Origin of the sequence: Labrenzia sp. C1B70, from assembly GCF_000475395.1 — a bacterium.
In the GTDB taxonomy this organism is placed as follows: Bacteria; Pseudomonadota; Alphaproteobacteria; order Rhizobiales; family Stappiaceae; genus Roseibium; species Roseibium algicola.
The window spans coordinates 492030-517826 of record NZ_AXCE01000004.1 but is presented as its reverse complement, the minus strand read 5'-3'; the positions used below and the strand labels follow the sequence as shown (position 1 = coordinate 517826).

Genomic DNA, 25797 nt, shown 5'->3' with positions numbered 1-25797 from the left:
ACCACTTGGCCCGATGCACGGCTATGGTTTCAGGTACGCTTTCCAGCTTCGGGCCTGCTGAATGAGACTTGCCACTTTCAACATGGAATCCTTTGGTGCGGACCGGCATGATCCGGACGCACTGACACCCCGGCTGGACGCGCTTCGGCCAAAGATTCTGGAGCTTGAGGCCGACATCCTTTGTCTGCAGGAAGTCAACGCGCAGAAACGGAAAGGTGTCTCAGCGCGGCAGTTCCAGGCGCTGGAACTTCTTCTGGAGGGAACGCCGTACGAGAAATTTCACCGGGCAACCAGCGAACGACCTTCGGGGAAAGGTCCCGGCGACCGCCATAACCTGGTGGTTCTCTCGCGCTTTCCGATAACCAGGTACTTAAGTCTTTACCAGGCACATGCCCACCCGCCTCACTGGCAGCCCAAAACCGCTGTACCGGCCTATCGCAGCCCGCAGACGATCCTGTTCGACAGGCCCGTTCTGCAGGTGGAAATCGACATCGGCACCAGCCGCCCCTTGCACGTCTTCTGCGTTCATTTGCGGGCGCCAATCGCCGCGATGATACGCGGCGGCAAGGCAGAGGACCGGACGTGGACATCCGTTTCCGCATGGGCGGAAGGGTATCAGCTATCAGTGTTGAAACAGACCGCCCAGGCACTCGAACTGCGCCTTGCCGTGGAAGACCTTTTCGATGCAAGCGAGGATAGCCAGATCGTCCTGGCGGGTGATTTCAACGCGACCGGGGAAACCGGAACCTTGAGGCTGCTGCGCGCCGACCCGGACGACACCTGTTCGCCGCAACTTGCCGCGCGCCGCCTCTACCAGCTTGACGCTTCATTGCCGCCGGAAAAGCGCCAGACCGTCATTCACAAGGGCAAGGGACAGGCTCTGGACCACATTCTGGCCAGCGCATCCGTCGCCCACCGAACGGTTGACTTCAAGGTGTTCAATGTCGGTCTTCCGGATGAAGTCTTCGACGCGGATGAAGACGCCTATGCCGGATCCTTCCACGCCGCGATGCTGGCCGAGTTCGAGTTTTAAGGGACCAGTGGCAAATCTTGCGGCGCCCTTAGACCACGTCCTGACGAGGCACGAGTGTGCAGTCTCGAAGGACGGGCTTCGTGCCCCCCTCGCAACGAGGACTGGTGTAGCGAAGAACCTCAGGGCGCCAGGGATTCGATGTAGCTGGCGAGATTGGCGATTTCGATGTTGCCGAGGGTCATGTTCGGCATTTGCGGATGGGGGTCGGCAAGGAAGGTCGCAAGTTTTTCTTCCGTCCAGCCGGGATCCTTCGCAATGTCATAAAAGCTTGGCAGCGACGCGCTGGAGGCGCGATCCTGGTCTTCAGACACGAGGTGGCAGGCAGAGCACCATTGCAGCGCCAGCGCTTTGCCGGCAGCAGCATCGCCCGCCTCGGCAGCACTCGCACCGGAGAGGGCGGCGACGGCCATCAGGGTGACCCCACCCAGGAATGATCGCACACCCGAATGGAGACGCGGTTTCGAAACGGCAATTGCCTTGCTCATGAATCCTCCTTCAACCAGTCGCGTTCTGGCCCACGTGCAGCTTGTCCCTTCAAGACTGCAGCCTATCTCATCATCTAGCCTTGCGCTGAATCAAGAACGACTTAAAGTTGTCGGACAGAGCGCCACGCCCGTTGCGCGTCCTGCCCTCCACTTGCCAACTCCCGCCATCCAGGCGACCGGAGAGACACATGAAACATCTTCTCAAATCCAGCTTTGCCGCGGTTTCCCTGGCGACCGCCCTTGTTGTCGGCATCGCGGCACCTCTCGCCGCGCAGGATTCGCCGATCTATTCGCTGAAAGACCGCTTCCAGCCTGAAACGGCGCAGAACGGCATGGTTGCCAGCCAGGAAGCCGTCGCAAGCCGCGTCGGTGTCGACATCCTGAAGAAAGGTGGCAACGCAGTCGATGCCGCCATAGCCACCGGCTTCGCGCTTGCCGTCACGCTGCCGCGCGCCGGCAACCTGGGGGGCGGTGGTTTCATGATGATCCACCTGGCGGACAGCGGCGACACAAAGGCGCTCGACTATCGGGAAATGGCACCTGCCGCAGCCTTCAAGGATATGTTCCTGGGAGAAGACGGCGAACCCGATAACCAGAAATCCCGCTTTTCCGGTCTTGCTGTCGGTGTGCCGGGCACGGTCGCCGGCTTTGCCGAAGCCTTTGAAAAACACGGCAGCGGCAAGCTGACCTGGGCAGAGTTGGTCGCACCTGCCATTGACCTTGCGGAAAACGGCATCGAAGTGACACCGGATCTCGCGGCATCGCTGACCGCATCCGCAAAGCGCCTTCTTCAGGACCCGGCCACCGCCGCGATCTTCTACAAGACCGGCGGCCTGCCGTTCGTACCGGGCGAGACACTCAAGCAGACGGATCTTGCCGCAACGCTGAAACTGATTGCCGACAAGGGGGCAGCCGGGTTCTACACCGGTGAAGTTGCCGAAAAGATCGCACAGAAAGTAACTGCTTCCGGAGGCGGCATGACCACGGAAGACCTGGCCGGATACAAACCGGTCTGGCGCGACCCCGTCGTGGGCAGCTACCACGGCTACGAAATCGCATCGATGCCCCCACCGTCTTCCGGCGGCGTGCACATCGTGCAGATCCTCAACATGCTGCAGGGCTATCCGCTTGCCGAATATGGTCCGAATTCCGCCGACAGCATCCACGTGATGGCCGAAACCATGCGGCGTGCCTACGCGGACCGCTCCAAGTATCTGGGCGACCCGGATTTTGTCGATGTTCCGGTAAAGGGTTTGACCGATCCGGCTTATGCCGCTGAACTGGTGAAATCCATCAAGATGGACATGGCAACGCCTTCCGAAGAGGTGAAGCCCGGCGATCCTTTCCCCTATGAAAGCAACCAGACCACGCATTATTCCGTTGTCGACAAGGACGGCAATGCGGTCTCCAACACCTACACGCTGAACTTCTCCTACGGCGTCGGCCTGACCGCCGACGGTACGGGGGTCTTGCTCAACAATGAACTGGACGACTTTTCCGCAAAGCCCGGCGTGCCCAACGCCTATGGCCTCATCGGCGGAACGGCCAACGCGGTTGAAGGCGGCAAGCGGCCACTTTCGTCCATGAGCCCGACGTTGGTGTTCAAGGACGGCAAGCTGTTCCTTGCCACCGGTTCGCCCGGCGGCAGCCGTATCATCACCACCACGCTGCAGATCATCCTCAACGTCGTCGATCACGGCATGAACATCGCCGAGGCGACAGCTGCTCCGCGCATCCACAATCAGTGGCTGCCGGATGAAATCCGCATCGAGGAAGGTCTTTCTCCGGACACGATCCGCTTGCTGGAAGCCCGTGGGCACAAGGTGGAAGTCAAGAACGCCATGGGGTCGACCCAGTCGATCATGCTCGTTGACGGTGTTCTGGCGGGAGCTTCCGACCCGCGGCGCCCCGGCGCGCTTTCCGCCGGCTACTGAGGCACCAACAGCCTCCGCATTACCCCGGGCGCGCTAGGAGCGCCCGGATTTTTTTATGGCTCTCCGGTCGAGGATTACTTTCTCGACCCTGTTTCTGTCGCCATTGCAACCAGCTGCGCAAAGCGCCGATCGAGGGCAACACGCTCATCTGCCGGCATATCCGGCCAGACAATCTGGCTGCCGACAAAAGCCGCGTATTCGATTTTAGCAACATCTGCTGCAAGCGCAGGCTCCATCCCTCCAGCTTCGTAGAGCCGCGCGACAAACCCGGTTCGCAAATCATCGACGTCCCGGACGATCTCCTGCGCCCGAAGGTCTGATTGCGCGAATTGGCGCACGGCCTGCTCCAGTCGGTGGTCCAGACGATTGGCGAGATCCGACAGCTTCTGCGCCCGCAGATCCCCCTTTTCGGCCAGTGTCTGTTCAGCAATGTCGAGCGTGTGCCGCTGTTTCCAGGCAAGCATCAAGGCTTCGACGAAAGCCCCGTGATCCTGAAAATGGTGATAGAACGAGCCGCGCGTGCGGTCTGCTGCGGTGCAGAGAGCCTCGATGGTCAGTCCCGCCGGCCCATCCTTTGCAAGCTGTGTCAGACCGAGATCAAGCCAGTCCGATTTTCCGAAACGCTTCCTCAGGTCAACTCACTCCGCCCAGGATACCAAGACCACCCAACAGGACAATCGGCAGAAACAGCCAGCCCTGCGGCATCTGGCTGTATTTCTGCTTCTTCAGCGGTGGCACCGCAAGGCCCAGCAGACAGAAAGAAGCTGTCAACACGGTCGCCACCAAGCCAAGATCGAGGCTTTCAGCCCGCATACCTGCGACGGCAAACATGACGGCAATCATTGCCAGAACGATTGTCACGATATGCCAGCAGTAATAGGCGACATATTTCGGCACCGGGTGCAGATCCGACGCTTTCAGCAATGGTACGGCGATCGTCCGCCCTCCTGCGAATGTATGCAGCAGGCAGACTGCAGCCGAAAGACCCGCGGCTGCAAGCAATAGACCATTCATTTTACCACTCCTCCAAAACAAACCATAACATATGGTATGTTTTCATGAACTGACCTGACTGGAAATGCGGCGGTGGGTCAGAGCCCCAGCCTTCTCGTTCCGATCGGCCCCTTCTTCGCCTTGGTAGTGTCCGCCTCTGAGGCCCGCCCTGACCGGTGAGCATCTGTCGACGACATTGAGCATACCGGCGGCGGAGCAACCGGCGAGAACTGTGATCGAATATTACAGCCCGTCCGATTGACAGCACAAAACCTCGGTGCTAGCGCTATCCAAAGCGCTTTGGAGGAACTTTTCAAAAGAAAGCGCTTTCTATCCTTAGCTCGCCAACAATTCTGCCAACATCTGAAGAACGGGAGAGGCTGAAATGCCGATCAGAGCCGTGGTCTGGGGCGAAAACGTCCATGAACAGCACAACAAGATCGTCGCGGGTGTCTATCCGGACGGCATGCATCAGTGCATTGCCGATACGCTGAACACCGATCCCGAAATCACCGCCACCACCGCCACCTTGCAGGAACCCGAACACGGCTTGACGAAGGAACGCCTTGCCGAAACGGATGTGCTGTTGTGGTGGGGTCACGCCGCCCATGGCGACGTTTCCGACGAAGTGGTAGAACGCGTCTGCGACGCCGTCTGGTCCGGCATGGGCATGGTGTTTCTGCATTCGGCCCATTTCGCCAAGCCGTTCAAACGCCTGATGGGCAGCCCGTGCAATCTCACCTGGCGCGAGGCCGGGGAGCGCGAGCGCCTGTGGGTGACCAGCCGCAACCATCCGATCACCAACGGTCTTCCCGACAGCTTCGAGCTGGAGATGGAAGAAATGTACGGTGAGCCCTTCGGTGTGCCGGAACCGCTGGAGACGGTCTTCATCAGCTGGTTCCAGGGCGGCGAGGTTTTCCGCTCGGGCCTCACCTACAAGCGCGGCGCGGGCAACGTCTTCTACTTCCGCCCGGGACACGAAACCTATCCGACCTATCACAATACCCATGTGCAGACGGTGCTGAAGAACGGCGTCAAATGGGCGTTCAACCCGATGGCCCGGATCGCCGATCCGAACATTGCACCCAATGTGCCGGTGGAAGCGGCTCCCGAAAAGATCGAGGAACGCGGCCCGAAGCTGCACGCCGACGGCGAAGAAGGTTTCCGCTGATCCACTTTCCCTTCCGGACCGGCAGACTTTCGCCGGTCCGTCCTGCCCTCAAACGCTGAGGAAGATCCCCGTGACCTCTGCTGCACACCCTCTCCGGATCCTGATAGTCGGCACCGGCAACATGGCGCGTACCCACGCGGATGCCTTTTCAAGGATCGACGGCGTTGAAATCGTCGGCGGCGTCGACCAGCGCCCGGACGTGCTCACCCAGTTCTGCGACACCTTTTCCATTCCGAACCGCTTCGCAACGCTGGAAGAGGCAATTGCCTGGGGCGATTTTGACGCTGCGGCCAACGTGACGCCGGACGCGGCACACCATCCGACCACGATGGCCCTGATGACCGCGGGCAAGCACGTTTTGTGTGAAAAGCCGCTGGCGACCAACGCTGCCGACGCCCGGGAGATGGCGGATCTCGCCCGCGCGAAGAAGCTGATCGGCATGGTCAACCTGAGCTATCGCAATGTTGCCGTGCTGCAGAAGGCCGCCGAGCTGGTTGCGGGTGGCGCCATCGGTGCGCTTCGTCACTTCGAGGCTTCCTACCTGCAAAGCTGGCTGACGCAGCCGGCGTGGGGCAACTGGAAGACCGAGAGCCAGTGGCTCTGGCGCCTGTCGACCGCGCACGGTTCCAAGGGCGTTCTCGGCGATGTCGGCATCCATATCCTCGACTTCGTCATCTTCGCCGCCGGCAGCCCGGTGAGCGAACTTTCCTGCCGGCTGAAGACCTTCGACAAGGCAGAGGGCGGCAGGATCGGCGAATACACGCTCGACGCCAACGACAGCGCCACCCTGCAGGCCGAGCTTGAAAACGGCGCGCTCGGCACGATCAGCGCCACCAGGTTTGCCTCCGGCCACCTGAACGACCTGCGCCTGCGCCTTTATGGCGACAAGGGCGGCCTGGAAGTGCGTTTCGAGAAGGGCATCGAAGGCCTGCGCATCTGCCAGGGCGAAGATCTTTCTTCTGCGACCTGGACCGACATCGAAGTTGGCGCTGTTCCGACAGTCTACCAGCGGTTTGCCGCCGCTATCCTGACCGGGGCTCCGGCCGACCCGGATTTCGAACACGGCGCGCGGCTTCAGGTCGCCCTCGACCTTGCCGAACGCTCACACACGGAGAACGGCTGTTTTCTGAAAGTCTGAGGCTGACGTCATGAGAAATGTGAGCGGAGCCGCTCGTTAAAGCCTCGCTCACACGCCTCCCTCTCGATCGTCATCCCGGACGCAGCAAAGCGAAGATCCGGGACCGGAGAGCCCCAAATAGGCAGCATCAAGAAACAGGAGAGGCTAGAGAAGGACGACAGGCTGGTCGGAGGTATCAACCGATCCAAGGCCCAGGCCTTCTCGGCCTGCATGGAGCCTGACCTGTCTGCCGGTTCAGCCTTCCCGCGACGCCTTAAGGTAACGCCCGCGGTTGGCCTCCGGCGTAACGGCATCAGCCGGTGCAACCGGAACAAGGGCTGCAAATCCGTTGACGCCGATCAGCATCAGCCAGGTCACGATCACGAAGGTCGAGGTGAGCACCGGCATGCCGATGGGCTCCAGAAAGATCGCAACGGACGCCCAGAGCCAGGTCGACACAACAACGCCAAACAGCGTATAGAGGGCAGACGCAGGCGTCAGCACCAGGAAGAAGCCCCCGAGCGCGATCGCCGTCAGGGCGGCATTATACCCAAAGAGACCGTCACTGATCGCCCCTTCCGGCGCACCGTAAACAACGGCGACAAAGGCTGCCACATTGGCCCCGAGCAGCGCCATGAGCGCACTGACACGTGAATTCACGGCAATGCCGAGCACGATCAGGTAACCGCTGATCCAGTTGTTCTGAAAGAAGATCTGGCCGATGGCGTTGCCGATGCCCTTGTACCAGGTCGCGAGAGTGTACTGGACCGTGCCGTCATACTGGGTGGGCGAGACAGGCTTGGCGAGCGGGCCGGCATCGATGCTGTGGAACTTCAGGACGGCAAACAGGAACAGCCAGCCGACCAGCACGAACGGCATTGTCAGCGGCGCGACCCTATGCGGGCCAAGCAGGTTTGCAAGACTGGTGAAGACCATGGCCGTCATGGCGGAACCGAACGCGATATAGACCGTCAGATAAACGGACGGAACAGCGCCGTAGTGAAAATCCTCGCTTGTAAACGCAATCAGCGCCAGCGCGACAAGCGCTCCGTTAAAGCCGAACAGCCCGTCGCGGATCAGCCCCTTGTCCGCCTGCAGCAGAACCGCCGTCGCGGTGGAGATGACCACTCCGAAAACGGCAATGGCGCCATAGATCGGCGAATTGAAGAAAAGCGCGCCCAGGATGATCAAGCCCGAGACCGGATTGTTCTGAAACACGACCTGCCCGATGCCACGCAGGCACCAGTCGGCAAAACCGAAAACCGGATGTTCCTTCAATGCGTTCAATGCCTTCCCCCCGACTGCAAGCGGCACGCGGGCACGGTAACACGGCCCGGCAGAAGGCGCGGAACTATTGACCGCGGTGCGATCATTTTTTGAAACGCGACCAGACGTGCCGGACAGCCAGTTCCGGACGTGTCTCGTTGGGCCTGAAAAGCTTCGGGTGTGCCAGGCAGGATCTGGATGGATCGGCACGAGACGCCAAGCGCTGGCAGGCACTGGAACTGCAGCGGAACCGAGTGGTTCCACTGCAGCCAAGTTGGGTACTTGAGGCAAAGCAAAAGACGGAGACAACCGGTATCCGGCTTCTCCGCATAATGCTCGCTGACATTACTCCCTGGCCCCTGCAACTTCGTTCAGGTTGGGAGCCGGGTTTGTATCAATGTTTAGACGAACCTTGAAATACTGCCGATAGCGCGCGGCAAGCCGCCAATCCCGGAGCAAAAACAAAAAAACCAGCATTCTTTCGAATGCTGGTTTTCTGGACCTTTCGGTCGAATTGGAGCGGGCGATGGGATTCGAACCCACGACCCCAACCTTGGCAAGGTTGTGCTCTACCCCTGAGCTACGCCCGCATAGCGTCCCTGGTCCGTGGCGGTGACCGCCTCGGCGTCGGTGGCGCAGTATATGAACTATGCTGAGACGGATTGCAACACCGAAATTGAAGAAATTTTTTTAGCCGTCGATTTGTGGATTTCCTGTGAAATCAAAGCCGGAAAATCGCAGATTTCTGCCGCTTTTTCTACCCTTCACCTCTTGTGGCCGGCAGCCAAATCGCGTTAGACAGCGCAAAAGCTCTCAAAATTCTCAGGAAAACCCATGCCGGCGACACGCGACGACCTACTGGCCTATTTCGAGGAACTCGGGATCCCTGTCACGACGGTGGATCACGAGCCCGTCTTTACAGTTGCCGAGTCCGGCGACCTGCATGACCGCATTCCCGGTGGCCACACCAAGAACCTGTTCGTGAAGGACAAGAAGGGACGGCTGTTTCTGATCGTTGCCCTGCACGACGCGGAAATCGACCTGAAGAAAGTGCACCAGATCATCGGCGCTCAAGGGCGCGTATCTTTCGGCAATGCCGATCTTCTGATGGAGGTGCTGGGCGTGGAACCGGGTTCGGTGACCCCCTTCTCGCTGATCAACGACCGCGAAGCCCAAAGGGTCACGCCCGTGTTCGACGCAGCCATGATGCAACATGAAGTGCTGAATTATCACCCGTTGAAGAACAACGCGACGACGGCGATCTCCGCAGCCGACCTTCTGAAATTCGCCTCGGCTTGCGGCCACACGGCGCAGGTTCTGGCGGTCAGCGAAGAGGCCAAGGCAGCCGGCCTGTAACGGTCACCCACTTTCGGCAGGCGAAGGCGTTTGTATTTCGCGCGCAGTGGCTCCATGTTATGGGCCAAATCAACCCTTCAACGGCATTCACTTTGAGCCGGCAGGCCCCAGGGCACCGGCAGGAAAATTCGAGGCGGCACATGAGCAACGGCAATTACAGCATCGGCGGCCAGGTCGGCGGCGGCTTTGGCGCCAGCATGGGTGGCGGTTATGGCGGCCAAATGGGCGGTGGCAGCATGGGCGGCGGCAACGGTGGTGGCGACACCCCTTCTGGCGACCTCATCTTCGACGTGACGACGCAGACCTTCATGGCCGATGTCATGGAAGCTTCCCGCCAGCAACCGGTTCTGGTTGATTTCTGGGCGCCCTGGTGCGGTCCGTGCAAGCAGCTGACACCGATCATCGAAGCTGCGGTGAAAGCCGCTGGCGGCCGCGTAAAGCTGGCCAAGATGAACATTGACGACCATCCGGAAATTGCCGGCCAGATGGGTATCCAGTCGATCCCGGCCGTGGTGGCCTTCAAGGATGGCCAGCCGGTTGACGGTTTCATGGGCGCACAGCCGGAAAGCCAGATCCAGGCATTTATCGAGCGCGTTGCCGGCCCTGCCCCGGTCAGCCAGACCGACACCTTCCTGGAGCAGGGCGCAGAGCTTCTGCTGGCCAAGGATTATGGTCAGGCTGCCCAGCTTTTCGGCGCCGTGATGCAGATGGAACCGGACAACGTGACCGCGATTGCCGGCCTGGCACAGTGCTATATCGGTGCTGACGACCTGGAGCGGGCCAAGCAGGCTTTGGAACTGGTTCCGGAAGAAAAACACTCCGACGAAGCCTATGTAGCCGCCAAGGCCGCGGTGGAGCTGGCCGAACAGGCAGCTTCCCTCGGCGACCTTGCCGAGCTTCAGGATCGCATTGCCAAGGATCCGCTTGATCTGCAGGCCCGCTTCGACCTGGCTCTTGGCCTCAACGGCAAGGGCAACAAGGAAGGCGCAGTCGACGAACTGATCGAGATCGTTCGCCGCGACCGCGAGTGGAACGAAGACGGCGCGCGCAAGCAGTTGCTGCAGTTCTTCGAAGCCTGGGGTTTCAAGGATCCGGCCAGCGCCTACGGCCGTCGCAAGCTTTCCTCCGTGCTGTTTTCTTGACGACCGCCGCAACTGACACACATTTAGGAAACAGCACGAAGCTGGCAGTCATGCTGCGATAACGAAAACAAAGAAGGCATTGGAATGCAGGCGGGAAATGCCATTTACGAGACCATCGCGGATCTGCCGCCGGTCCTGCCCGTGTTTCCGCTTGCCGGTGCGTTGCTGTTGCCCCGCACACAGCTGCCGCTGAACATCTTCGAGCAGCGCTATATCGACATGGTGGATGCCGCATTGGCCGGCAACCGCCTGATCGGCATGGTGCAGCCTTCTCCCGACCGTCATTCGGACGATCCGGACAATCCGGCTCTTGCCAGCGTCGGCTGCGTCGGAAGGCTCACCAGCTTTCAGGAAACCGGCGACGGGCGATACCTGATCACGCTGCAGGGCATCACCAGGTTTGCCGTTGGGCGCGAGCTTGAGGACTACAGCAGGTTCCGCCAGATCGAGTGCGATTTCTCCGCCTTTGCACATGACCTCAAGTGCGGCCAGGGCGAGGAGGAAGTCGACCGGACGAGCCTTCTGAGAACCTTGCGCGACTATCTGGACGCCAACAACCTGGAAGCCGACTGGCAAAGCGTGTCGGAAGCCGAAACCGAGGTGCTGGTCAACGCCCTGTGCATGATGTGCCCCTACGGCCCGCAGGAAAAGCAGGCCCTTCTGGAAGCCCGCGACCTGAAGACCCGTGCCGAAACCCTGATTGCCATCACCGAAATGGACATTGCCCGCTCGCAGAATGACGGCGGCACCACCTTGCAGTGAGTGCTCCAAACATGGCGCTCCAACCTGAAAGACACTCCCAGATGACAGAACCGACCGAACGCCCGGTTGACCGCAAGCTGCTGGAACTGCTGGTCTGCCCCGTGACCAAGACCACGCTGGAATATGACGCGGACGCCAAGGAACTGATTTCGCGCACCGCCAAGCTTGCCTACCCGATCCGCAACGGCATCCCGATCATGCTGCCCGATGAGGCGCGCAAGCTGGAAGGCTGAAGCCACCGGCCAGCAAAAAGCCTGGGTGATTGACCCCAGCCCCTAACCCAAAAGTGGGCTTAGACGAAAAGCTTAAGCCGAACCCCTTGGACCAGCAGGGCTTTCAGGGTTCGGACATGCTTTGAAAATCTGAAACAAGTAACAAACCGCGACGTCCCCGGCCCTGAAAACCGCCGTTCGTTGCACGGGAACCGGACTTTCGTCGCGACGTGTAAGAACGGCAGCAGAACTGGACAAAGCGGACCTGGGGTCAGAACGCAAGCAAGCCTGATGTGAAGTCAACATAAGGGAACGACTGGGTTTACCATACTCTGAAGACAACTTCATGTGGTCTTCCCATGCCAACTCAATCTTGAGTGTGTATGATTGCGCGCATAGTCAGCCAAAGGGGTTTTGATATGCGTCTGTATTCGGTTCCCGTGCTCGCCCTCGTTTTGATCCTTGGCCTGGCCCTGCCGCTCAGGGCGCAAAGCACCGATCCTTGTGCCGCCCCGCCAAGCGTGGATTCCACGTTCACCTGCCTTTTCAACATCTTCCCTCGCAGCCAAGGCAGTGCAGACAACCCCAGCATCGGCTGGGCGTTGGCGCAGGTGGTGGCCAAGAACGGCGGGGCGGGCCCTATTGCCTCCGATGGTCCCTTGGTCATCGTGAATGGCTACGGTGTATTTGTTTATGACGGCAAACAGGCCTCCGCTGGCAAGCTGCTGGACCATGTGCTCACCCGCAACGACCCGGCCACAGGTTTCGTGCAGGCGACGGCGCTGTCGCACATTGGCCCCGCCCTGGCCTATCTTGCGGCGCTGAAGGCGGACAACTCTCCGCTCTTTGACAAGCTGTTGTCGGACCTCGAGGCCCGCATCGCCCATGCTGCATCGCAGCTGAAGCTTGACCCTGACTGGATCAGCAAGCTGGAGGCGCCCTCCTGGAAGGAACGCCCGGACGAGATCAACGCCATGATGACCTATGGGATGTGGATGGCGCTGGATTATGTCCAACGTGTCCGTGCCGGGAAGGTGAAGAATTTTGACGCCAAGTCGGTCGCGGAAGATTTCTACAATGGCGGTGACAAGCGCTATGAAGTGCCGTTCAACAACGTGATGATCGGCACCTTCATGCTGGCGGCACTCAACAGTGTCCAAGAGTTGCAAATGATGATCGCCAACAACACCGACACAATCAACTGGGCTGACGCCCGTGTTGTGGTGCACATGCCCATCGGCACCAATTATGGGGCGGGGCTGACCTTGTCGACCAACCAGCTTGCGGCGGCCCTGCCTGTCTTGAGCGACGGCAAGATCGGGGCAGAGAACATCCTGATCATGCCCTATGCGGTGGCCCCCTGCACGAATGTTTCGGTGATCACACAATGCCCGCTTGAAGTGTTTACCAGTGATCTCAATGCCGCGACTTACGGTTTTTATTCGCAGACCGCTTGGCTGGGTGTCTACAATCGTACCCAGATCGCGCGGAATGCGTTCTACAACGTCGACGACATTGAAACGGTGTTATCGAAGCAAATCCCCGGAGATTACCCGTTGACCTCGGCGGATGACATCGATGCCTTCATGATGCGGCTCAAGTATTCGCTGATCAACGGTGACCAGCTGCTGTCAAACTCGGTTGGGTTCTGGCTGCCGGGCGCGCTGAAAGCCAACGGGTGGGACACCAGCACGCTGAAAATTCCCGGCGTGAACGCGGGGTTCCCGAAGGGAGTCAAGCGATACCCCAAGCCAAAAAGCTAGAGCATCCTGCGGTCAAGGGAACTGCGGTGAATGCCATAACCGTCATCGCTGCGGTCGATTTGTATCGGTCTGCAGTACCGCGCAGACTGCGCCGCCGATCTTGCCCCTCCAATTGCCGTACGGAGTGGTTTCAGCACGCAGGGAGCCGTGGACTAAAAAACCACGCCGAAGGCCTTGAATGGCGAGTGAGCGGACAAACCCGACCTTGTTTTTTCAGCCTTCGCTGACGCAGAATGCTATCGCAAGCGCAGCACGCATTTCACCTTTTATCCGGCCTCAGCGTCAAACCGGTCGTTGCTGCTTATGAAAAAACCCTGCTTTGTGCAACAATCGTCACACGCGATGGCGCTGCATGACGGAAGAGCTTCCCCCCACGTTCTTAGCGGTTGGTAGGGACCGTGTGCTCATCGATACTCATGCGTTTGGCTTCATATGCGACGCCCCAGTCAATCAGCATTGACCAAATCTGTGACGCGAGCGTTTCATCCAATCCAGCTTGAGATGCTCGCCGACGAACTGCCTCCAAGACCTCAGAAATTCTGTCTTCTGTCCTTGGCGGTAAGCGCTCCAAGACTTTGAGTACTGTAGCTCGGTCGACGTACTGGCACCGTTCTGCGAGAAGTAAGATCAGCTTACTATCGATGGTATCGATTTCGATGCGAAGCTCTGCCATCGTGTCGCATTGTTCTGGTGTCTTTCTCATCTTCAAACCTCAAGTTAGTTGCTTTGAATGGCCAGCCGCATGGCCAGCAACAGGAATGCAGCTGAAAAACCCCGCTTCAGCCATGCAATGACGGATGGTGTCCGCTGGACATATAGCCGGACGCGGGAGGCGAACGCTCCGTAGCAGATGAAGACGGCAAAGGTCATCGCCATGAATATCCCGCTCAAGACAAACATCTGTGCCAATGGCGAAGTGGTGTCAGTAGGAACGAATTGCGGCAAGAACGCCAAAAAGAAGATCGATAGCTTTGGGTTCAGAATGTTGATTAGGAAGCCCGCTGCGGCGACGCTGCGCAGCGGGCCGGTGTTCCCTTCTGCTTTGAATTGAATCGGGCCGTCGTCCTTCAGTATCGACCAGGCCAGATAGAGCAGATAAAGAATGCCCGCCCATTTGAAGGTTTGGAATAAAACTGCGCTGGTATGCAAAAGTGCAGCAAGTCCGGCAATGGCCCCGGTCATATGCGGTATGATCCCGCAAGTGCAGCCTGCCGCGGCCGCGAAACTCGCACCCGCACCTCGAGCCAAACCCACACCGACAGTATAGATCACCCCGGTGCCCGGCGCGATGACGACGATCAGCGACGTGATCAGGAATTCAACCCACACGGCTATAGGTCCCCGCGTTCTCCGAATGGTAGATTGCATCCGGCGTCAGAAGCAGTTCGGTTCGGCCTGCGATCCCGAAGGTGCCCACGATCATTCCTGAAAGCTTATCCATAAGCTTCGCAACATCCTCTGCGCCGCCCTCATGCAGCGCCTCAGTGATGATCAGGGCACGGGTCGTTTCCGCAGACACGGCGGACTTCCGGCTTTGTCGGTTCGCCCATCTGCGTGCGTGGGCGTAGCTGTCTTCGTCAGCGAAGATGACTTCATCAGGGTCGGGCGTTTCTGTGTCGCCGGAGAACGCGATGTACGTTTCGTCTCCTTGGGCCTGTCTGACCTCAAGATCACCAGCAACGTGATTGAGATCGAACACTGCGACGGGTACAGCGTAGGCAACAGATGCAGCATTGCAAAGGTCAATCAGCGGATGCAGCTGCGGGAGCGACCCTTCCTTGCGCAACCGCCTCAACAGAGCCTCTGCCGCACATCGGTACTGCGTCGGTTTCAATCCCATGGTGGAATAGGCCCGCCGCCATGCTTGTATTTCGGGCAAGTTGCCTTCGGTCTCTCTTTCCAGACGTGCAAGCGCCCGCGCGGTCAGCTCTGCAACATAGGGCGCAACTGCGACACTCGGTTGGATACCGTCCACTTCGATGATGCCCGTCACCCGCTCGGGAAACGTGTGCTGCATGTGTCGAGAATACAAAAATCGCATAGTGTCCCCTTTTTTGGGAGGACAGTAGGCATCCGGAGTTCTTGGGTATTGAACAATATTGCGGATCAGTGGGTGGCTGGCTGGACAAAGCATCCTGGTGTCAGGCCAAACTGGCGGGAAAAAGTGCGTGTCAGATGGCTCTGATCCGCAAATCCGCAAGCGACCGCCGTATCGGCGAGCGAAGACCCCGTAACGATCATGTCTTTCGCCCGCTTTATGCGATGTTGCGTGAGATATGCATGGGGGGTTGCCCCGAGTTCGCGCGAAAACCTTCGAAGTAGGCCAAACTTACTGGTGCCCGTGGCCGCAGCAAAGTCAGCGAGCGACAAGGGCGCATCCCAATTCTGTCGGATCATGTCGAGCGCAATTGCAACATCCTTCGAGTAAGATGGTGCCTTTCGGACGTCGCCATTAATCCTCCGATCAAGCTGCGCCGCCAAAGCTAGCATCACCAACTGCTCGGCGTGGTCTCGGTCGGGCTGGTCGAGCGTCACTTCGTTGATGGCATTAATGGTCAGCCTTACAGCCCGTCTGGATTTGTTGACTGGGCGCGAGAACTCAGCGTTCTGCGCTGCAGCTTCGCTGAATTCCGAAAGCGCTGCGGGAGAAAGGTACAGCATGCGCCAGTGCCGAGGTTGCCCTTTTTGCCCGATACCGTCGTGCAGTTCGGCAGGATTGACTGTGATCGTATCGCCCGCTCTTGCCTCAACGAGCCCCCGCCCGCTCCAACTCTCCTGGCCACCCGCAACAACGTATCCAAACCCAAACTCGTCATGTGAATGGCGCGGAAAGGTACGGTCTGACTTGATCGAGACTGCATCTATTCCGGGCAGTATGGTTTGATGTCGGACCGATTTGTGCATGAGGTTTAGTAGCATGGGAGCCAGAGGGTAGTCTATGTGATCTCTTGGGGGAGACGGAAACTAAAGGCAGTCTCACAAACGTCGGTTTTTGCACCGTCTATGAATGGCAGTTTTTACTACCGCAAAGCCGAAGCATTTAGAGAGCGTTTGCAGCGATTTCTTCGCTGCGTGCGCGCGCAGCGCAAAATCACAAAGACCGCGTTGGGCTCAAACCGGCCATGCCGCGGGGCGGAACAATCGACTTCACTGGCGCCGCTTACGGCCCACTGCTGCCGTTCGACCGGTTCCACTTCGCTGCGATGCGGCCAGTCGAAGGAGACATTCGCTGCAACTGCTCAATAAGATAATTCGGCAAGGTCGGCAGCGCGGACGAAGCAGGCATTGGCAATTCTTCACTGAGGCGTTATCCAGCCAGTATGGCTCCCTTTGAGAAAATTGAGAAAACGGAGTGCCCTGGATGTGGTGCTGTGCTGCCAAAGATCGACGGCCCAGTTCACCGCTACATGGATGGGTCGCCAGCTTGCTTTGAACTCTTCAACAAAATCCTGGCATTTGAATATAGCGACCCGTGTCTTCTGCCCACACATCGCCTTACGGTGGATACCTATGCGGTGCAGCACCCCGGTAGCAAAGGGTCGAGGCAACAAATTCAATCTGTTGGCTTGCACCTCTCCCGGTTGGGGCTTCAACTTGACAGGCCCACTTCTCCAAAAGAGACGAACGACGTCATGCTTGGCCTTAGCAAGCATAAGCACACGCTTGAATTGCTCGAACCACCGAAACGCTTTTCAATGACGGTCACTGATGTTGCTGAACATGCAGGAACGCCCCTGCATTCAGAGAAAGTCCGAGCATGGGCGTTGTCGACTTGGAATGATTGGGCTGCACACCATGAATATATCCAGGATTGGACGGCCAAGTGGCTGTAGGTATGGGCTCTAAGCGGACTTGCGGCGCCACGGCATCCCGATCCTAACCTTGGCTGGTGCCTGGTCGACGCAAACGGCCCTGAGCTGCCATTAGTTCAGTTTTCTGTCGAGGTCTGCTTCGAGCCAAAAGCGGCCCGTGCGTGCGGAGGCGTGCTCATCTTTCGACGGTTGCAAGATAGGCCCGGCAAATGGCTTTGAGTTCAGACCTCAGACCCGAGATTTCTTCTGGCCCAAGCCCACGTTCAAAGGCATTGCGTACAGTACCGTAGATCACGGTCGTCAGCAGCAGGTTCATCTGGCAAGCGTCATGCGAGGGGAGGTCGGGCGCTTCTCGGAACATCACCGTGGTCGCCTTGTCCACTCGTGCCGCGAAGGCATGCATAAGCGCGTCATTCTCCAGTTCCGCCACGGACCGATAGAGCGCCTGCGTGAGCTCGGGACGCTCGGTCTTGACCGCCCAGTAAGTGTCGATCAGCTCCTCGGCGGCCTGCGCGATCGGGCTCCCCTGCATCCGGGAGCAGGTGCGCTCCACCCGCTCTGCCAGCGCCGAGAGGTAGCGTTCGTTCAGCGCGTAGACGAGAGCCTGCTTGTTGGGAAAATACTGATACATGGTGCCGACCGAGACGCCGGCGCGTTCGGCCACTCTGGTGGTCGTCAGACCGGCCATGCCTTGTGACAGCAAAACCTGAATCGTCGCCTCGAAGATCGCATCCACGGTGACCCGAGATCGCGATTGAGCCGGGGTTTTCCGGGGCTTCAAGGTGTTCGGTGTGTGCGGCGGCATATGCGAATCCTAAATGTGAATGATTCTTCATATAGTCAGGCGAAACCCAACAGAAGGAAAGACTTATGACACATACTCGTATCGCGCTCGTAACCGGAGGCAACAAGGGGATCGGACTCGAAACAGTCCGCAAGTTGGCCGAGGCCGGGGCGCATGTCCTGCTGGGCAGCCGCAACCCGGAGCGTGGCGTCGCTGCCACCGCCGGGCTAGCTGAAGCAGGGCTTACCACCGAAAGCCTTCATCTCGACCTCGACTCCGCTGAGACCATCGCCGCTGCTGCGGCTACGATCAAGGCAAGGTTCGGCCGGTTGGACATCCTCGTCAACAACGCCGGCATTTTCGATTTCGGCGATGCGGCGCCCGGCAAGGCCTCGGTCGAGGCGGTGCGCCGGGTCATGGACGTAAACTTCATCGGGGCGCTGGCGGTGACGCAGGCTATGCTGCCCCTGCTGCGCGCCGCGCCGAACGCAAGCATCGTGAACCTGTCGAGTTCCATGGGCTCGCTGACGGAGAACGCGGACCCCGATGCGCCTTACTACTCGCAGCGCTTCATTGGCTACAACGCCTCCAAAGCGGCGCTCAACATGTTGACGATCCAGCTGCATGAGGAGTTGAAAAGCGAAGGTATCAGGGTGAACTCAGTCAGCCCGGGCTTCGTGAAGACCGACCTTACGGGTTACGGGGAAATGACGCCGGAAGAAGGCGCGCGGCTGCCAGCCGAATATGCGCTGAGCGCTGAGGTCAGTGGTCGTTTCGTGGAGCCGGATGGCACAACACCCTGGTGAGCGACTGTAAAGTACCCATCCCGGTCATTCGTTCACCTCGCAGCGAAGGACAGCTCTCCGCCCTTAAAAGTCGTTGAGTGCAAAGCACCGAAGGTCTTGAACGGGCTCCAGGCAGACCTTCGCCGTAAACTGATCGAACGTCCCGTTGGGCCGGGAAGCGCCTGCGAGCCTAGCTGGCTCGAATGTCTGCTTCACTAAACGCTGGAGCCGTTTTGCTTGCAACCAAACTTAGGCTTAGAGGCCGGGCGTTTGACCCGGGCTTTCTTAAAATCCTGTTGCGATCCGCCCTTCCGATCCAAATGCGCTTGAAGCATTTGGGACGAAAAGGCTGGAGCAACCGATTGAAGCCCGGCAAATCGGCCGGGCCCTTCATGGCGAGGGCGTCAGTAGCCGCGGAACATCGGCAGGATGTTCAGGATGATCAGCTGGCGGACAAAGATGATCGCCAGCAGCAGGATCACCGGAGAAATGTCGACACCGCCGAGATCGGGCAGGAACCGCCGGATCGGCCGGAGCGCGGGCTCCGTCAGATTGTAGAGAACCCGGCCAATGGAATTGATGATCTGATTGCTCGAATTGACGATGTTGAAGGCATAGAGCCAGGAGAAGATCGCGCTGGCGATGATCACATACGTGTAGAGTTCCAGGGCGAGCAGTATCACGTTGAAGAGTGCGGTCATGGTCCGGTCCGTTGCCGTTCGAAATCTGGTCTTGCCCTCATGTAGCTTCCTGACAGCCCTGCTGCAAGACGGCAGCGTCACCGACATTTGATTGTGCTTAAGCTTCGCACCAGCAACAGGGCGGTGCGGAAATGCAACAGTCCGGCAAAACCCTCTCAGCTTAGGGTTTGTGTAAGCCCTTCTCGTGCTATCTTCCTGCCAACGGAATTCCTTGTCGGATGGGGTTGAATGTTCAAGTTGATGACGCGCGCCGCGCTGGCGCTTGCTCTAAGCGCTGTGTCTGGAGCCGCTCTGGCGCAGAGTGGAGACCTGTCTGAGCAGGATGCGAACCGCCAGTTCGTGGTTGACCTCGGTGTCGGCGCCATTGTCCAGCCGCGTTACGAGGCTGCAGACTCCTATCTGGTCTACCCCTTCCCGATCGTTTCGGTCGGCCGCTTCTACTTCCCCGGCCTGGGCCAGGTTGTCGATGGCCGCCGCAAGTCTGGTGTGTTCTTCTACCCGTCGTTCAACTTCATCGGCGAGCGCAAGGCCAGCGACAGCACCGATCTGACCGGCACCAACACCATCGACTGGGCGCTTGAACTCGGTCTCGGCGGTGGTTTCCGCACCGAGCATTTCCGCGCTTTCGCCGAACTGCGTCAGGGCATCAACGGGCACACGGGCCAGGTTGGTCAGCTCGGCCTCGACGGCATCGTCTATCCCGCTGAAAAGTGGGAAGTCAGCTTCGGTCCGCGTGCGGGCTTTGCCTCTGACGAATACATGGACACCTATTTCGGCGTGAGCTCGACCGAAGCAGCCAACAGTGGTGGCCGCCTGACGAAGTTCAACCCGAGCGCCGGCTTCAAGAGCGTCGGCCTGGCAGCCCGCGCCAGCTACGATTTCAACGACGACGTCCGCCTGCACCTGCAAGGTGGCTATGACCGGCTGGTTGGCGACGCGGCGGACAGCCCGATCGCCAAGAACGGCAGCGAAAACCAGTTCAGCATCGGTGCCGGCGTCACCTACCGTTTCGCCTTCGACCTGTTCTAGGAAACCCGTTTCCGCAATGTTCAAGATGCTGCCGCACCACGTGTGGCAGCATTTTTTGTTTCTGGTCGACCGACACGCCGGTTGATCCGCCTGTTCGGGACATACATCCCGGGAACGCATGAAAGTTGTTCAGTTCAAGCCGGCTTGACCTGTCCTGCAGGCGTGATCATTGCGCAACCCGTGCCTGCGTTTCGGCAAAGCCGAAACGCTCACTTCGCGACGTGGCAAGTCGGATGGACGGAGAACCGCTCGGAGGCACCTAGTAGGCGCAAGGGACAAGCTTGATGCCGTTCGGCAGCTTGGTGTTCTCGTCGCCGCAGGCACCGAGGATGCGGCTGGGGTCGAGATTATAGGCACCCGACAGATCCGCCCCGGCAAGACGGGTACGGCGCAGAAGAGCACCATCGAAATCAACACCCTTCAGATTTGCGCCCGTCAGGTCCGAACTGACCAGCCGCACTCCGGTGAAATCCGCCCCGGAAAAATTGGCGTTATGAGCCTTGACCCTGTCGAGCTTGGCCTGGCGCATGCGGGCATCCTGGAAGTTGGCGCCATTCAGGTCCACGCGCTCAAGGTTGGCATCATCCATCTTGGCTCCCTTGAAGGAAGCTGCATCCGCAATCGACCGGGTCAACAGGACATTGCGCATGTCCGCGCCGTCAAAAACGGCTCCATTTGCCTCAACCGTGTTCAGGTCCGCGTCCCGAAGGTCCGCATCCTGGAAATTCGATTTGTTCAGATTGGCTTTTTCAAGATCGACGGAGCGCATGTTCGCACCGGAAAAATCGCTGCCGGAGAAATCCGCCCGCTCGGCTTCCGTCCGTCGGAAATCGGAGCCCTTGAAGTTCGCGTCTTTCAACAGGGCTTCCTTGAGGTCGACTTCCCGCAGATTGGCACGGCCGAAATCACCGTTTTCAAGAACCAGACCACGAAGTTCCGCCAGCCGAAGATCGCAACCAGGGCAACCGCCCTTTTCCTTGATCTCGGCCATGCGCTCTTGGTCACTGCCAGCCTGTGCTCCACCGGCTGCCACCAGCAGGGCCATGGCGCCAACGCAGCCTGCAAGAACCCGGGTCACCCTGTTTTTCATCGCGAATCCCTTTGCCAATCTCCACCTAAAGATAGGTCGCACTTGTGGCGGTTGAAGGACTGTATCCGATCAGAAGATTGAAAAAGTGAGAAAATGAGGCAGATCCGCTTCACATCGTGGCGATCCTTTGCCGCAGGGCGGGCATCATCGCCGGGAAGCAAGGGAGGGAGGGAAGAAGCAGGCGGGGTCGCGAGTGCCCACTCCTTCCGTCCATCTAAGCGCTGACGACGCACTACCTGACAATCAGCGTGCCAATCAAAACGCAAAAGCCTTGCCAATTTGTTTTCAAAGCCATTCAAACCAGATCTGGTTCAGCTAAAATCGCCTGACACAAGATGTTGATTCCGTTTAGACTTTCTTCACATCTGCTGCATTGCAAATTGCAACGCCACCTGCAAACACGGCTAACAAAAGGTTAAGAAATTGAGCCGGACGCCCGTCAGGAAATCTCTTCCTTGACGTCGATGGTCGAGCGCTTGCCGATGTCGTCATAGTGCCGCTCGAGCCATTCCTGCGCGGTCTTGCGCCCAAGGTCCTTGAGATCGGTGAGAAACGCCCATTCGGCGTTGAGTTTCGACGAGGCCTGCAGCGGCTTCAGCTCCCCGGCGGAGATCCTGTGCATGTTGACCTTCATGTATTCCTCGCTCGACAGCTTGCCTTCCTCGATCAGGCGCGTGACGAAGTCGATGGCCCGGAGCTCGCGAAGGAGTGTGGAATTGAAGGTGATCTCGTTGAGCCGGTTGACGATCTCCCGCGCGGTCTTCGGCACCTTGCGCCGTTCGATCGGGTTGATCTGGATGAGCATCACATCCGGCGTGTCGGTGTCGTAGAACAGCGGATAGAGCGGCGGATTGCCCATGTAGCCGCCATCCCAATAGGGCTCGCCCTCGATTTCCACCGCCTGGAACACCTGCGGCAGACACGCAGATGCCATCACCGCATCCAGCGTGACTTCCTTTTCGCTGAACACCCGGATCTTGCCGGTGAAGACGTTGGTTGCCGAAACGAAGATCTTCATGTGTTCGCATTGGTGAACACGGTCGAAATCGACGGTTTTTTCCAGGACATCGCGCAGCGGATTGGCGTTGAGCGGATTGAATTCGTAAGGCGACGCAAACCGCGTCAGCACATCGAAAAACAGATAGCTGGGGGAATGATCGAGGCTCCATTCCCCCAGGAACACGTCCAGCGGCGAACGCTGGATCGGGCTGTATTTGGCCTGTCGGCTGACCTCGTACCAGAAAGCTTCAAGGCGCTCTCTCGCACCGTCTTCGCCGCCGTCCTGCATGCCACCGGCAAGCACCACCGCATTCATGGCACCGGCCGACGTGCCGCTGATGGCGTCGATCTTCAGCCGCTTGTCTTCCAGGAACCAGTCCAGAACGCCCCAGGTGAAGGCGCCGTGTGCGCCGCCACCTTGAAGGGCAAGGTTGATCTTCTTAGGCGCGGCCATGACGGCTCCCTTGTTCCGGTGGTTCGGCGATGGTCGCGGGCGGGCATCAGCCCGCACCGCGAGCAGCATGGATCAGTGTGCGGTCCAGCCGCCATCGATGGGCAGGATCGAGCCGGTGATCGATGATGCCGTATCGGAGCACAGGAACACCGCATAGCCCGCCACCTGTTCGATGGTCACGAACTGCTTCGTCGGCTGCGCGGCCAGCATGACGTCGTTCTTGACCTGCTCTTCGGTCATGTTGCGCGCCTTCATTGTGTCGGGGATCTGCGCTTCCACCAGCGGTGTCCAGACATAGCCCGGGCAGATGGCGTTGACGGTGATGCCCTGCTGGGCGACTTCCAGCGCCACGGTCTTGGTGAGACCGGCAATGCCGTGCTTGGCGGCCACATAGGCGGACTTGTAGGGCGAGGCGACCAGCGCATGGGCGGAAGCCGTGTTGATGATCCGTCCCCAGCCCTTGGACTTCATGCCGGGCAGCGCGGCACGGATCGCATGGAAGGCGGACGTCAGGTTGATGGCGATGATGGCATCCCACTTGTCGACCGGGAATTCGTCGACCGGCGACACGAACTGGATGCCGGCATTGTTGACCAGGATATCGACACCGCCGAATTCCTTTTCCGCATCGGCGATCATGCCGGCGATCTCGTCGCCTTTCAGCATGTTTGCCGGCGAATAGGTGCAGCGCACCCCGAAATCCGCCTCGATGGCGGCCCGGGTCTTTTCGATCTCATCGGCATCACCCAACCCGTTGATCACGACATTGGCGCCTTTTTCCGCGAAGGCGCGGGCGCAGCCGAGCCCGATGCCCGAAGTGGATCCGGTGATGACGGCGGTTTTGTTGGCAAGCATTTGGGATCTCCCTTGATCGGCGGATCATCGGCCGGGAGTGTCCGGCCATCCGGAAACGGATCGTTGAAAGGCTTGGCCTCGTTCTGCCTTCCACGGAAGGCAACAAGGCGTCAGAACAGAAAATTTCAGGCACACATTCGACCAGTTATCGCCGCACTGCAACATCGGAATGATGAAATTTGATCCATGTTGCCTTCATCAACGCCGGTTCATGCGCTGCGCCCCTTCAAGCGCCTTGCGTGCACGGGCCCTGGCGGCATCCCGCGTTTCCTCCACTTTGGAAAGATCTTCCCGTCGAAGCCCGAGTTGCGCGGCAAAGCGTTCGCGGATCAGGCCGTAGAAGGTCGCGTGCAGGCTGGCAAACGCCCAGACCAGGATCAGCATGGTGCCCATCGGAAAGACCGCCGAACGGATCTGCTGCCACAAGACGCTGGCAGGCATCAATCCATCGGAGACGCCAAGAACGACCGCCCAGATGCCGACCAGGAAACCTGCAAGCAGGCTCATCACCAGCGCCGCAAAGGCCATGGCCCAGCCAAGCCCGGACGTTGCCCGCCAGCTTTCCTTGAGCGTCAGCGGATCATCCACCGCCGATGCCGGCAGCACGACGGAAAAGCGTTGCACCACCATCAGCGCAATGAACGGTGCCAGAAACAGGAGCAGCAGCCCGATGCCCGCCGTGACGGCGGCCAGCAGCAGGGAAACAATCACCAGCGGTATCAGTGACAGGGCGCCGATCAGGCTGAGGACGATCTGGTTGAGAATGACGCGTATGTTGCGCGCCCCGAAGGTAACCGGAAAATCCCGCGCGTCGATCAGGATGCGCCGGACATAGGCAATGGCAATGGAAAAGCCGACCAGCAGGTTGGCAATGGCGGCCAGCGCCCTGAGCGCGCCTTCATCGGCAGCGGCCACCGGCTCGGTCATGTAGGAAACGGTCTTGAAGCCGCTTTCCGGCATCAGCGACCCGCCGATGGCGAAATTCAGGGCAACCAGAAGCAGGATATAGGCCCAGCCGGTTTTCAGAAGCGTCCCGAAATTGTGCTGCGCCAACGACAGCGAACGTTCCAGAACGGTGAAAAACATGGTCTGCTCCGGTTGCTTGCAACGGCCGCAGGATACGCGATTCAGGCCGGCGCACCAGCCCCCTCCGGCCGTTCCATCGCGATCCGGTACCCTGCCGTCAGGATCGAGATTCCCAGCACGGTAACGATGATCTGCACCAGCACGTTCAGCACCAGGATCTTCATCTGGATGAGGGCCGCCGGAAGGCCTCCGGACAAAAGACCAAGAAGATACTGCAGCCCCTCGCCAACGGCGACAAAAGGCAGGATCAGGATGAGCGCAGCCAGGAACATCGGCATGCCGAGGCCTTTTCCGAACTGAAGCATCTGACTGAAGCCGAGCGGTCGCTCAACGGCAACGGCCGGCAGGCTGAGGTTCAGGCGGAACAGGAACGGGGCGAGAATGAATAACGCGACGATCCACAAAACCACCGTCATGGCGGTGCTGTTGAACAGGCTCGACAGCACACCAATCACCAGCCCTGCAGGCAGCACGACAACGACCGCGGCCAGCGACAACAAAAGCATTTGCCCGATGAAACGGAACTCGACAGCGCCGACGCGAAAGTGCAGCGGTCCGGGCCGCTCGTTCAACAGACCGAACCGGTGCCAGGCGACCGAAATGGAAGCGGACGACAGCAGGGCAATCACCATGGTCGTTACCAGCAGCAGGACCGTCGTTCCGGAAATATCTTCAGGCGCGGTCGCCTCATCGATCTGCGCGCCATTTGCCAGAATGAAGAGAGACAGCACAAACTGCAGGAGAAACCAGCCACCACAAACCTTGAACACGGTTTCCAGATTGCCAAAGACAATGGAAACAGAGTCCGACAGCAACCGTTTCAACATGCAGCACCCTCCACAACAAGACGGCCGACGGTTAGGGCCGGCCCATGCAAGCTCATAGCGGGCTGAAAACCATGTGGCAACGTCCGCGAGCCTGAAGATCGACCTGCCTTTGCCGCGGCTCTGCCATTGCCCTTTTTTGCC

Annotated in this window: 27 protein-coding genes, 1 tRNA gene and 1 pseudogene; 12 read left to right on the top strand and 17 right to left on the bottom strand. The window is 59.2% G+C overall.

What is annotated here, in order from left to right; translation table 11 throughout:
• Window positions 1-61: 61 nt before the first annotated feature.
• Window positions 62-1033: an endonuclease/exonuclease/phosphatase family protein gene (locus tag Q666_RS40715; RefSeq protein ID WP_023002791.1), complete on the top strand. Its 972-nt coding sequence runs from the start codon at window positions 62-64 to the stop codon at window positions 1031-1033.
• A gap of 119 nt (window positions 1034-1152) precedes the next feature.
• On the opposite strand, the gene Q666_RS0132920 is transcribed toward Q666_RS40715, so the two are convergent.
• Window positions 1153-1518, bottom strand: a complete 366-nt coding sequence (locus Q666_RS0132920; protein WP_023002790.1) for a c-type cytochrome — start codon at window positions 1516-1518, stop codon at window positions 1153-1155.
• A gap of 188 nt (window positions 1519-1706) precedes the next feature.
• Between Q666_RS0132920 and ggt the strand changes: the two genes are divergently transcribed.
• Window positions 1707-3452 (top strand): gamma-glutamyltransferase, encoded by a 1746-nt coding sequence (gene ggt / locus Q666_RS40710; protein WP_023002789.1) that lies wholly within the window; start codon window positions 1707-1709, stop codon window positions 3450-3452.
• Between the two features lie 74 nt (window positions 3453-3526).
• Here the strand turns inward: ggt and Q666_RS0132915 are convergent, their stop codons facing one another.
• From Q666_RS0132915 to Q666_RS40705, 3 genes and pseudogenes are all read right to left on the bottom strand, one after another.
• On the bottom strand, window positions 3527-3916 hold the full coding sequence (locus tag Q666_RS0132915) for a hypothetical protein (protein WP_023002788.1): 390 nt from the start codon (window positions 3914-3916) through the stop codon (window positions 3527-3529).
• Between the two features lie 12 nt (window positions 3917-3928).
• A pseudogene (locus Q666_RS66680) lies at window positions 3929-4042 on the bottom strand (TetR family transcriptional regulator); the annotation flags it as partial.
• Window positions 4043-4085: 43 nt separating this feature from the next.
• Window positions 4086-4466, bottom strand: a complete 381-nt coding sequence (locus tag Q666_RS40705; RefSeq protein WP_023002787.1) for a hypothetical protein — start codon at window positions 4464-4466, stop codon at window positions 4086-4088.
• 364 nt (window positions 4467-4830) lie between these two features.
• Here Q666_RS40705 and Q666_RS40700 point away from each other — a divergent pair, with 364 nt between their 5' ends.
• Window positions 4831-5616: a ThuA domain-containing protein gene (locus tag Q666_RS40700; RefSeq protein ID WP_023002786.1), complete on the top strand. Its 786-nt coding sequence runs from the start codon at window positions 4831-4833 to the stop codon at window positions 5614-5616.
• A gap of 70 nt (window positions 5617-5686) precedes the next feature.
• Window positions 5687-6754 carry a Gfo/Idh/MocA family oxidoreductase gene (locus Q666_RS40695; protein WP_286133931.1) on the top strand — a complete coding sequence of 356 codons (1068 nt, stop codon included), beginning with the start codon at window positions 5687-5689 and terminating at the stop codon, window positions 6752-6754.
• Between the two features lie 234 nt (window positions 6755-6988).
• Here Q666_RS40695 and Q666_RS40690 read toward each other — a convergent pair whose 3' ends face one another.
• Window positions 6989-8020: an urea transporter gene (locus tag Q666_RS40690; RefSeq protein WP_031270142.1), complete on the bottom strand. Its 1032-nt coding sequence runs from the start codon at window positions 8018-8020 to the stop codon at window positions 6989-6991.
• A gap of 494 nt (window positions 8021-8514) precedes the next feature.
• A tRNA-Gly gene (locus Q666_RS40685) sits at window positions 8515-8589 on the bottom strand.
• A 244-nt stretch (window positions 8590-8833) separates the two neighbouring features.
• Here Q666_RS40685 and Q666_RS40675 point away from each other — a divergent pair.
• From Q666_RS40675 to Q666_RS40655, 5 genes are all read left to right on the top strand, one after another.
• A complete protein-coding gene (locus Q666_RS40675) occupies window positions 8834-9355 on the top strand; it encodes a prolyl-tRNA synthetase associated domain-containing protein (protein ID WP_023002782.1) in 522 nt (173 codons plus the stop codon).
• Window positions 9356-9495: 140 nt separating this feature from the next.
• Window positions 9496-10497 (top strand): thioredoxin, encoded by a 1002-nt coding sequence (gene trxA / locus Q666_RS40670; RefSeq protein ID WP_023002781.1) that lies wholly within the window; start codon window positions 9496-9498, stop codon window positions 10495-10497.
• Between the two features lie 84 nt (window positions 10498-10581).
• Window positions 10582-11259, top strand: coding sequence for an LON peptidase substrate-binding domain-containing protein (locus tag Q666_RS40665; RefSeq protein WP_023002780.1), 678 nt, complete (start codon window positions 10582-10584; stop codon window positions 11257-11259).
• Window positions 11260-11300: 41 nt separating this feature from the next.
• A complete protein-coding gene (locus tag Q666_RS40660; protein WP_031270137.1) occupies window positions 11301-11492 on the top strand; it encodes a Trm112 family protein in 192 nt (63 codons plus the stop codon).
• Between the two features lie 398 nt (window positions 11493-11890).
• A complete protein-coding gene (locus Q666_RS40655) occupies window positions 11891-13234 on the top strand; it encodes a DUF5624 domain-containing protein (RefSeq protein ID WP_023002778.1) in 1344 nt (447 codons plus the stop codon).
• 379 nt (window positions 13235-13613) lie between these two features.
• Here Q666_RS40655 and Q666_RS66915 read toward each other — a convergent pair whose 3' ends face one another.
• The 4 genes from Q666_RS66915 to Q666_RS40635 form a co-directional block, all read right to left on the bottom strand.
• Entirely contained in the window at window positions 13614-13907 is a 294-nt protein-coding gene (locus Q666_RS66915) for a chorismate mutase (protein ID WP_023002777.1), read from the bottom strand.
• Window positions 13908-13951: 44 nt separating this feature from the next.
• Window positions 13952-14563, bottom strand: coding sequence for a LysE family translocator (locus tag Q666_RS40645; protein ID WP_023002776.1), 612 nt, complete (start codon window positions 14561-14563; stop codon window positions 13952-13954).
• Complete coding sequence (locus tag Q666_RS40640; protein WP_051990067.1) at window positions 14553-15275, bottom strand: phenylalanine--tRNA ligase beta subunit-related protein; 723 nt, start codon at window positions 15273-15275, stop codon at window positions 14553-14555. The genes Q666_RS40645 and Q666_RS40640 overlap by 11 nt, the downstream gene beginning before the upstream one ends.
• A gap of 65 nt (window positions 15276-15340) precedes the next feature.
• On the bottom strand, window positions 15341-16138 hold the full coding sequence (locus tag Q666_RS40635) for an AraC family transcriptional regulator (RefSeq protein WP_031270132.1): 798 nt from the start codon (window positions 16136-16138) through the stop codon (window positions 15341-15343).
• Window positions 16139-16554: 416 nt separating this feature from the next.
• Here Q666_RS40635 and Q666_RS40630 point away from each other — a divergent pair, with 416 nt between their 5' ends.
• Entirely contained in the window at window positions 16555-17067 is a 513-nt protein-coding gene (locus Q666_RS40630; protein ID WP_023014470.1) for a DUF5946 family protein, read from the top strand.
• Window positions 17068-17221: 154 nt separating this feature from the next.
• Here Q666_RS40630 and Q666_RS40625 read toward each other — a convergent pair whose 3' ends face one another.
• Window positions 17222-17851 carry a TetR/AcrR family transcriptional regulator gene (locus Q666_RS40625; protein WP_023002772.1) on the bottom strand — a complete coding sequence of 210 codons (630 nt, stop codon included), beginning with the start codon at window positions 17849-17851 and terminating at the stop codon, window positions 17222-17224.
• Window positions 17852-17916: 65 nt separating this feature from the next.
• Here Q666_RS40625 and Q666_RS40620 point away from each other — a divergent pair, with 65 nt between their 5' ends.
• A complete protein-coding gene (locus tag Q666_RS40620) occupies window positions 17917-18636 on the top strand; it encodes an SDR family NAD(P)-dependent oxidoreductase (RefSeq protein ID WP_023002771.1) in 720 nt (239 codons plus the stop codon).
• Between the two features lie 383 nt (window positions 18637-19019).
• Here Q666_RS40620 and Q666_RS40615 read toward each other — a convergent pair whose 3' ends face one another.
• Window positions 19020-19316, bottom strand: coding sequence for a YggT family protein (locus tag Q666_RS40615; protein ID WP_023002770.1), 297 nt, complete (start codon window positions 19314-19316; stop codon window positions 19020-19022).
• 228 nt (window positions 19317-19544) lie between these two features.
• On the opposite strand from Q666_RS40615, the gene Q666_RS40610 reads away from it, so the two are divergent.
• The gene (locus tag Q666_RS40610) at window positions 19545-20345 is read left to right on the top strand and encodes a MipA/OmpV family protein (RefSeq protein WP_023002769.1); all 801 of its coding nucleotides are present in this window, start codon (window positions 19545-19547) and stop codon (window positions 20343-20345) included.
• A 259-nt stretch (window positions 20346-20604) separates the two neighbouring features.
• On the opposite strand, the gene Q666_RS40605 is transcribed toward Q666_RS40610, so the two are convergent.
• The 5 genes from Q666_RS40605 to Q666_RS40585 all read right to left on the bottom strand — a co-directional run bounded on the left by Q666_RS40605 (window position 20605) and on the right by Q666_RS40585 (window position 25656).
• Entirely contained in the window at window positions 20605-21435 is an 831-nt protein-coding gene (locus Q666_RS40605) for a pentapeptide repeat-containing protein (RefSeq protein ID WP_023002768.1), read from the bottom strand.
• Between the two features lie 439 nt (window positions 21436-21874).
• Window positions 21875-22888 carry a patatin-like phospholipase family protein gene (locus Q666_RS40600; RefSeq protein WP_031270129.1) on the bottom strand — a complete coding sequence of 338 codons (1014 nt, stop codon included), beginning with the start codon at window positions 22886-22888 and terminating at the stop codon, window positions 21875-21877.
• 72 nt (window positions 22889-22960) lie between these two features.
• Window positions 22961-23743 carry a 3-hydroxybutyrate dehydrogenase gene (locus Q666_RS40595; protein WP_023002766.1) on the bottom strand — a complete coding sequence of 261 codons (783 nt, stop codon included), beginning with the start codon at window positions 23741-23743 and terminating at the stop codon, window positions 22961-22963.
• A 198-nt stretch (window positions 23744-23941) separates the two neighbouring features.
• On the bottom strand, window positions 23942-24829 hold the full coding sequence (locus tag Q666_RS40590; protein WP_023002765.1) for a hypothetical protein: 888 nt from the start codon (window positions 24827-24829) through the stop codon (window positions 23942-23944).
• Window positions 24830-24870: 41 nt separating this feature from the next.
• Window positions 24871-25656 (bottom strand): hypothetical protein, encoded by a 786-nt coding sequence (locus tag Q666_RS40585; RefSeq protein WP_023002764.1) that lies wholly within the window; start codon window positions 25654-25656, stop codon window positions 24871-24873.
• Between the last annotated feature and the right edge of the window lie 141 nt (window positions 25657-25797).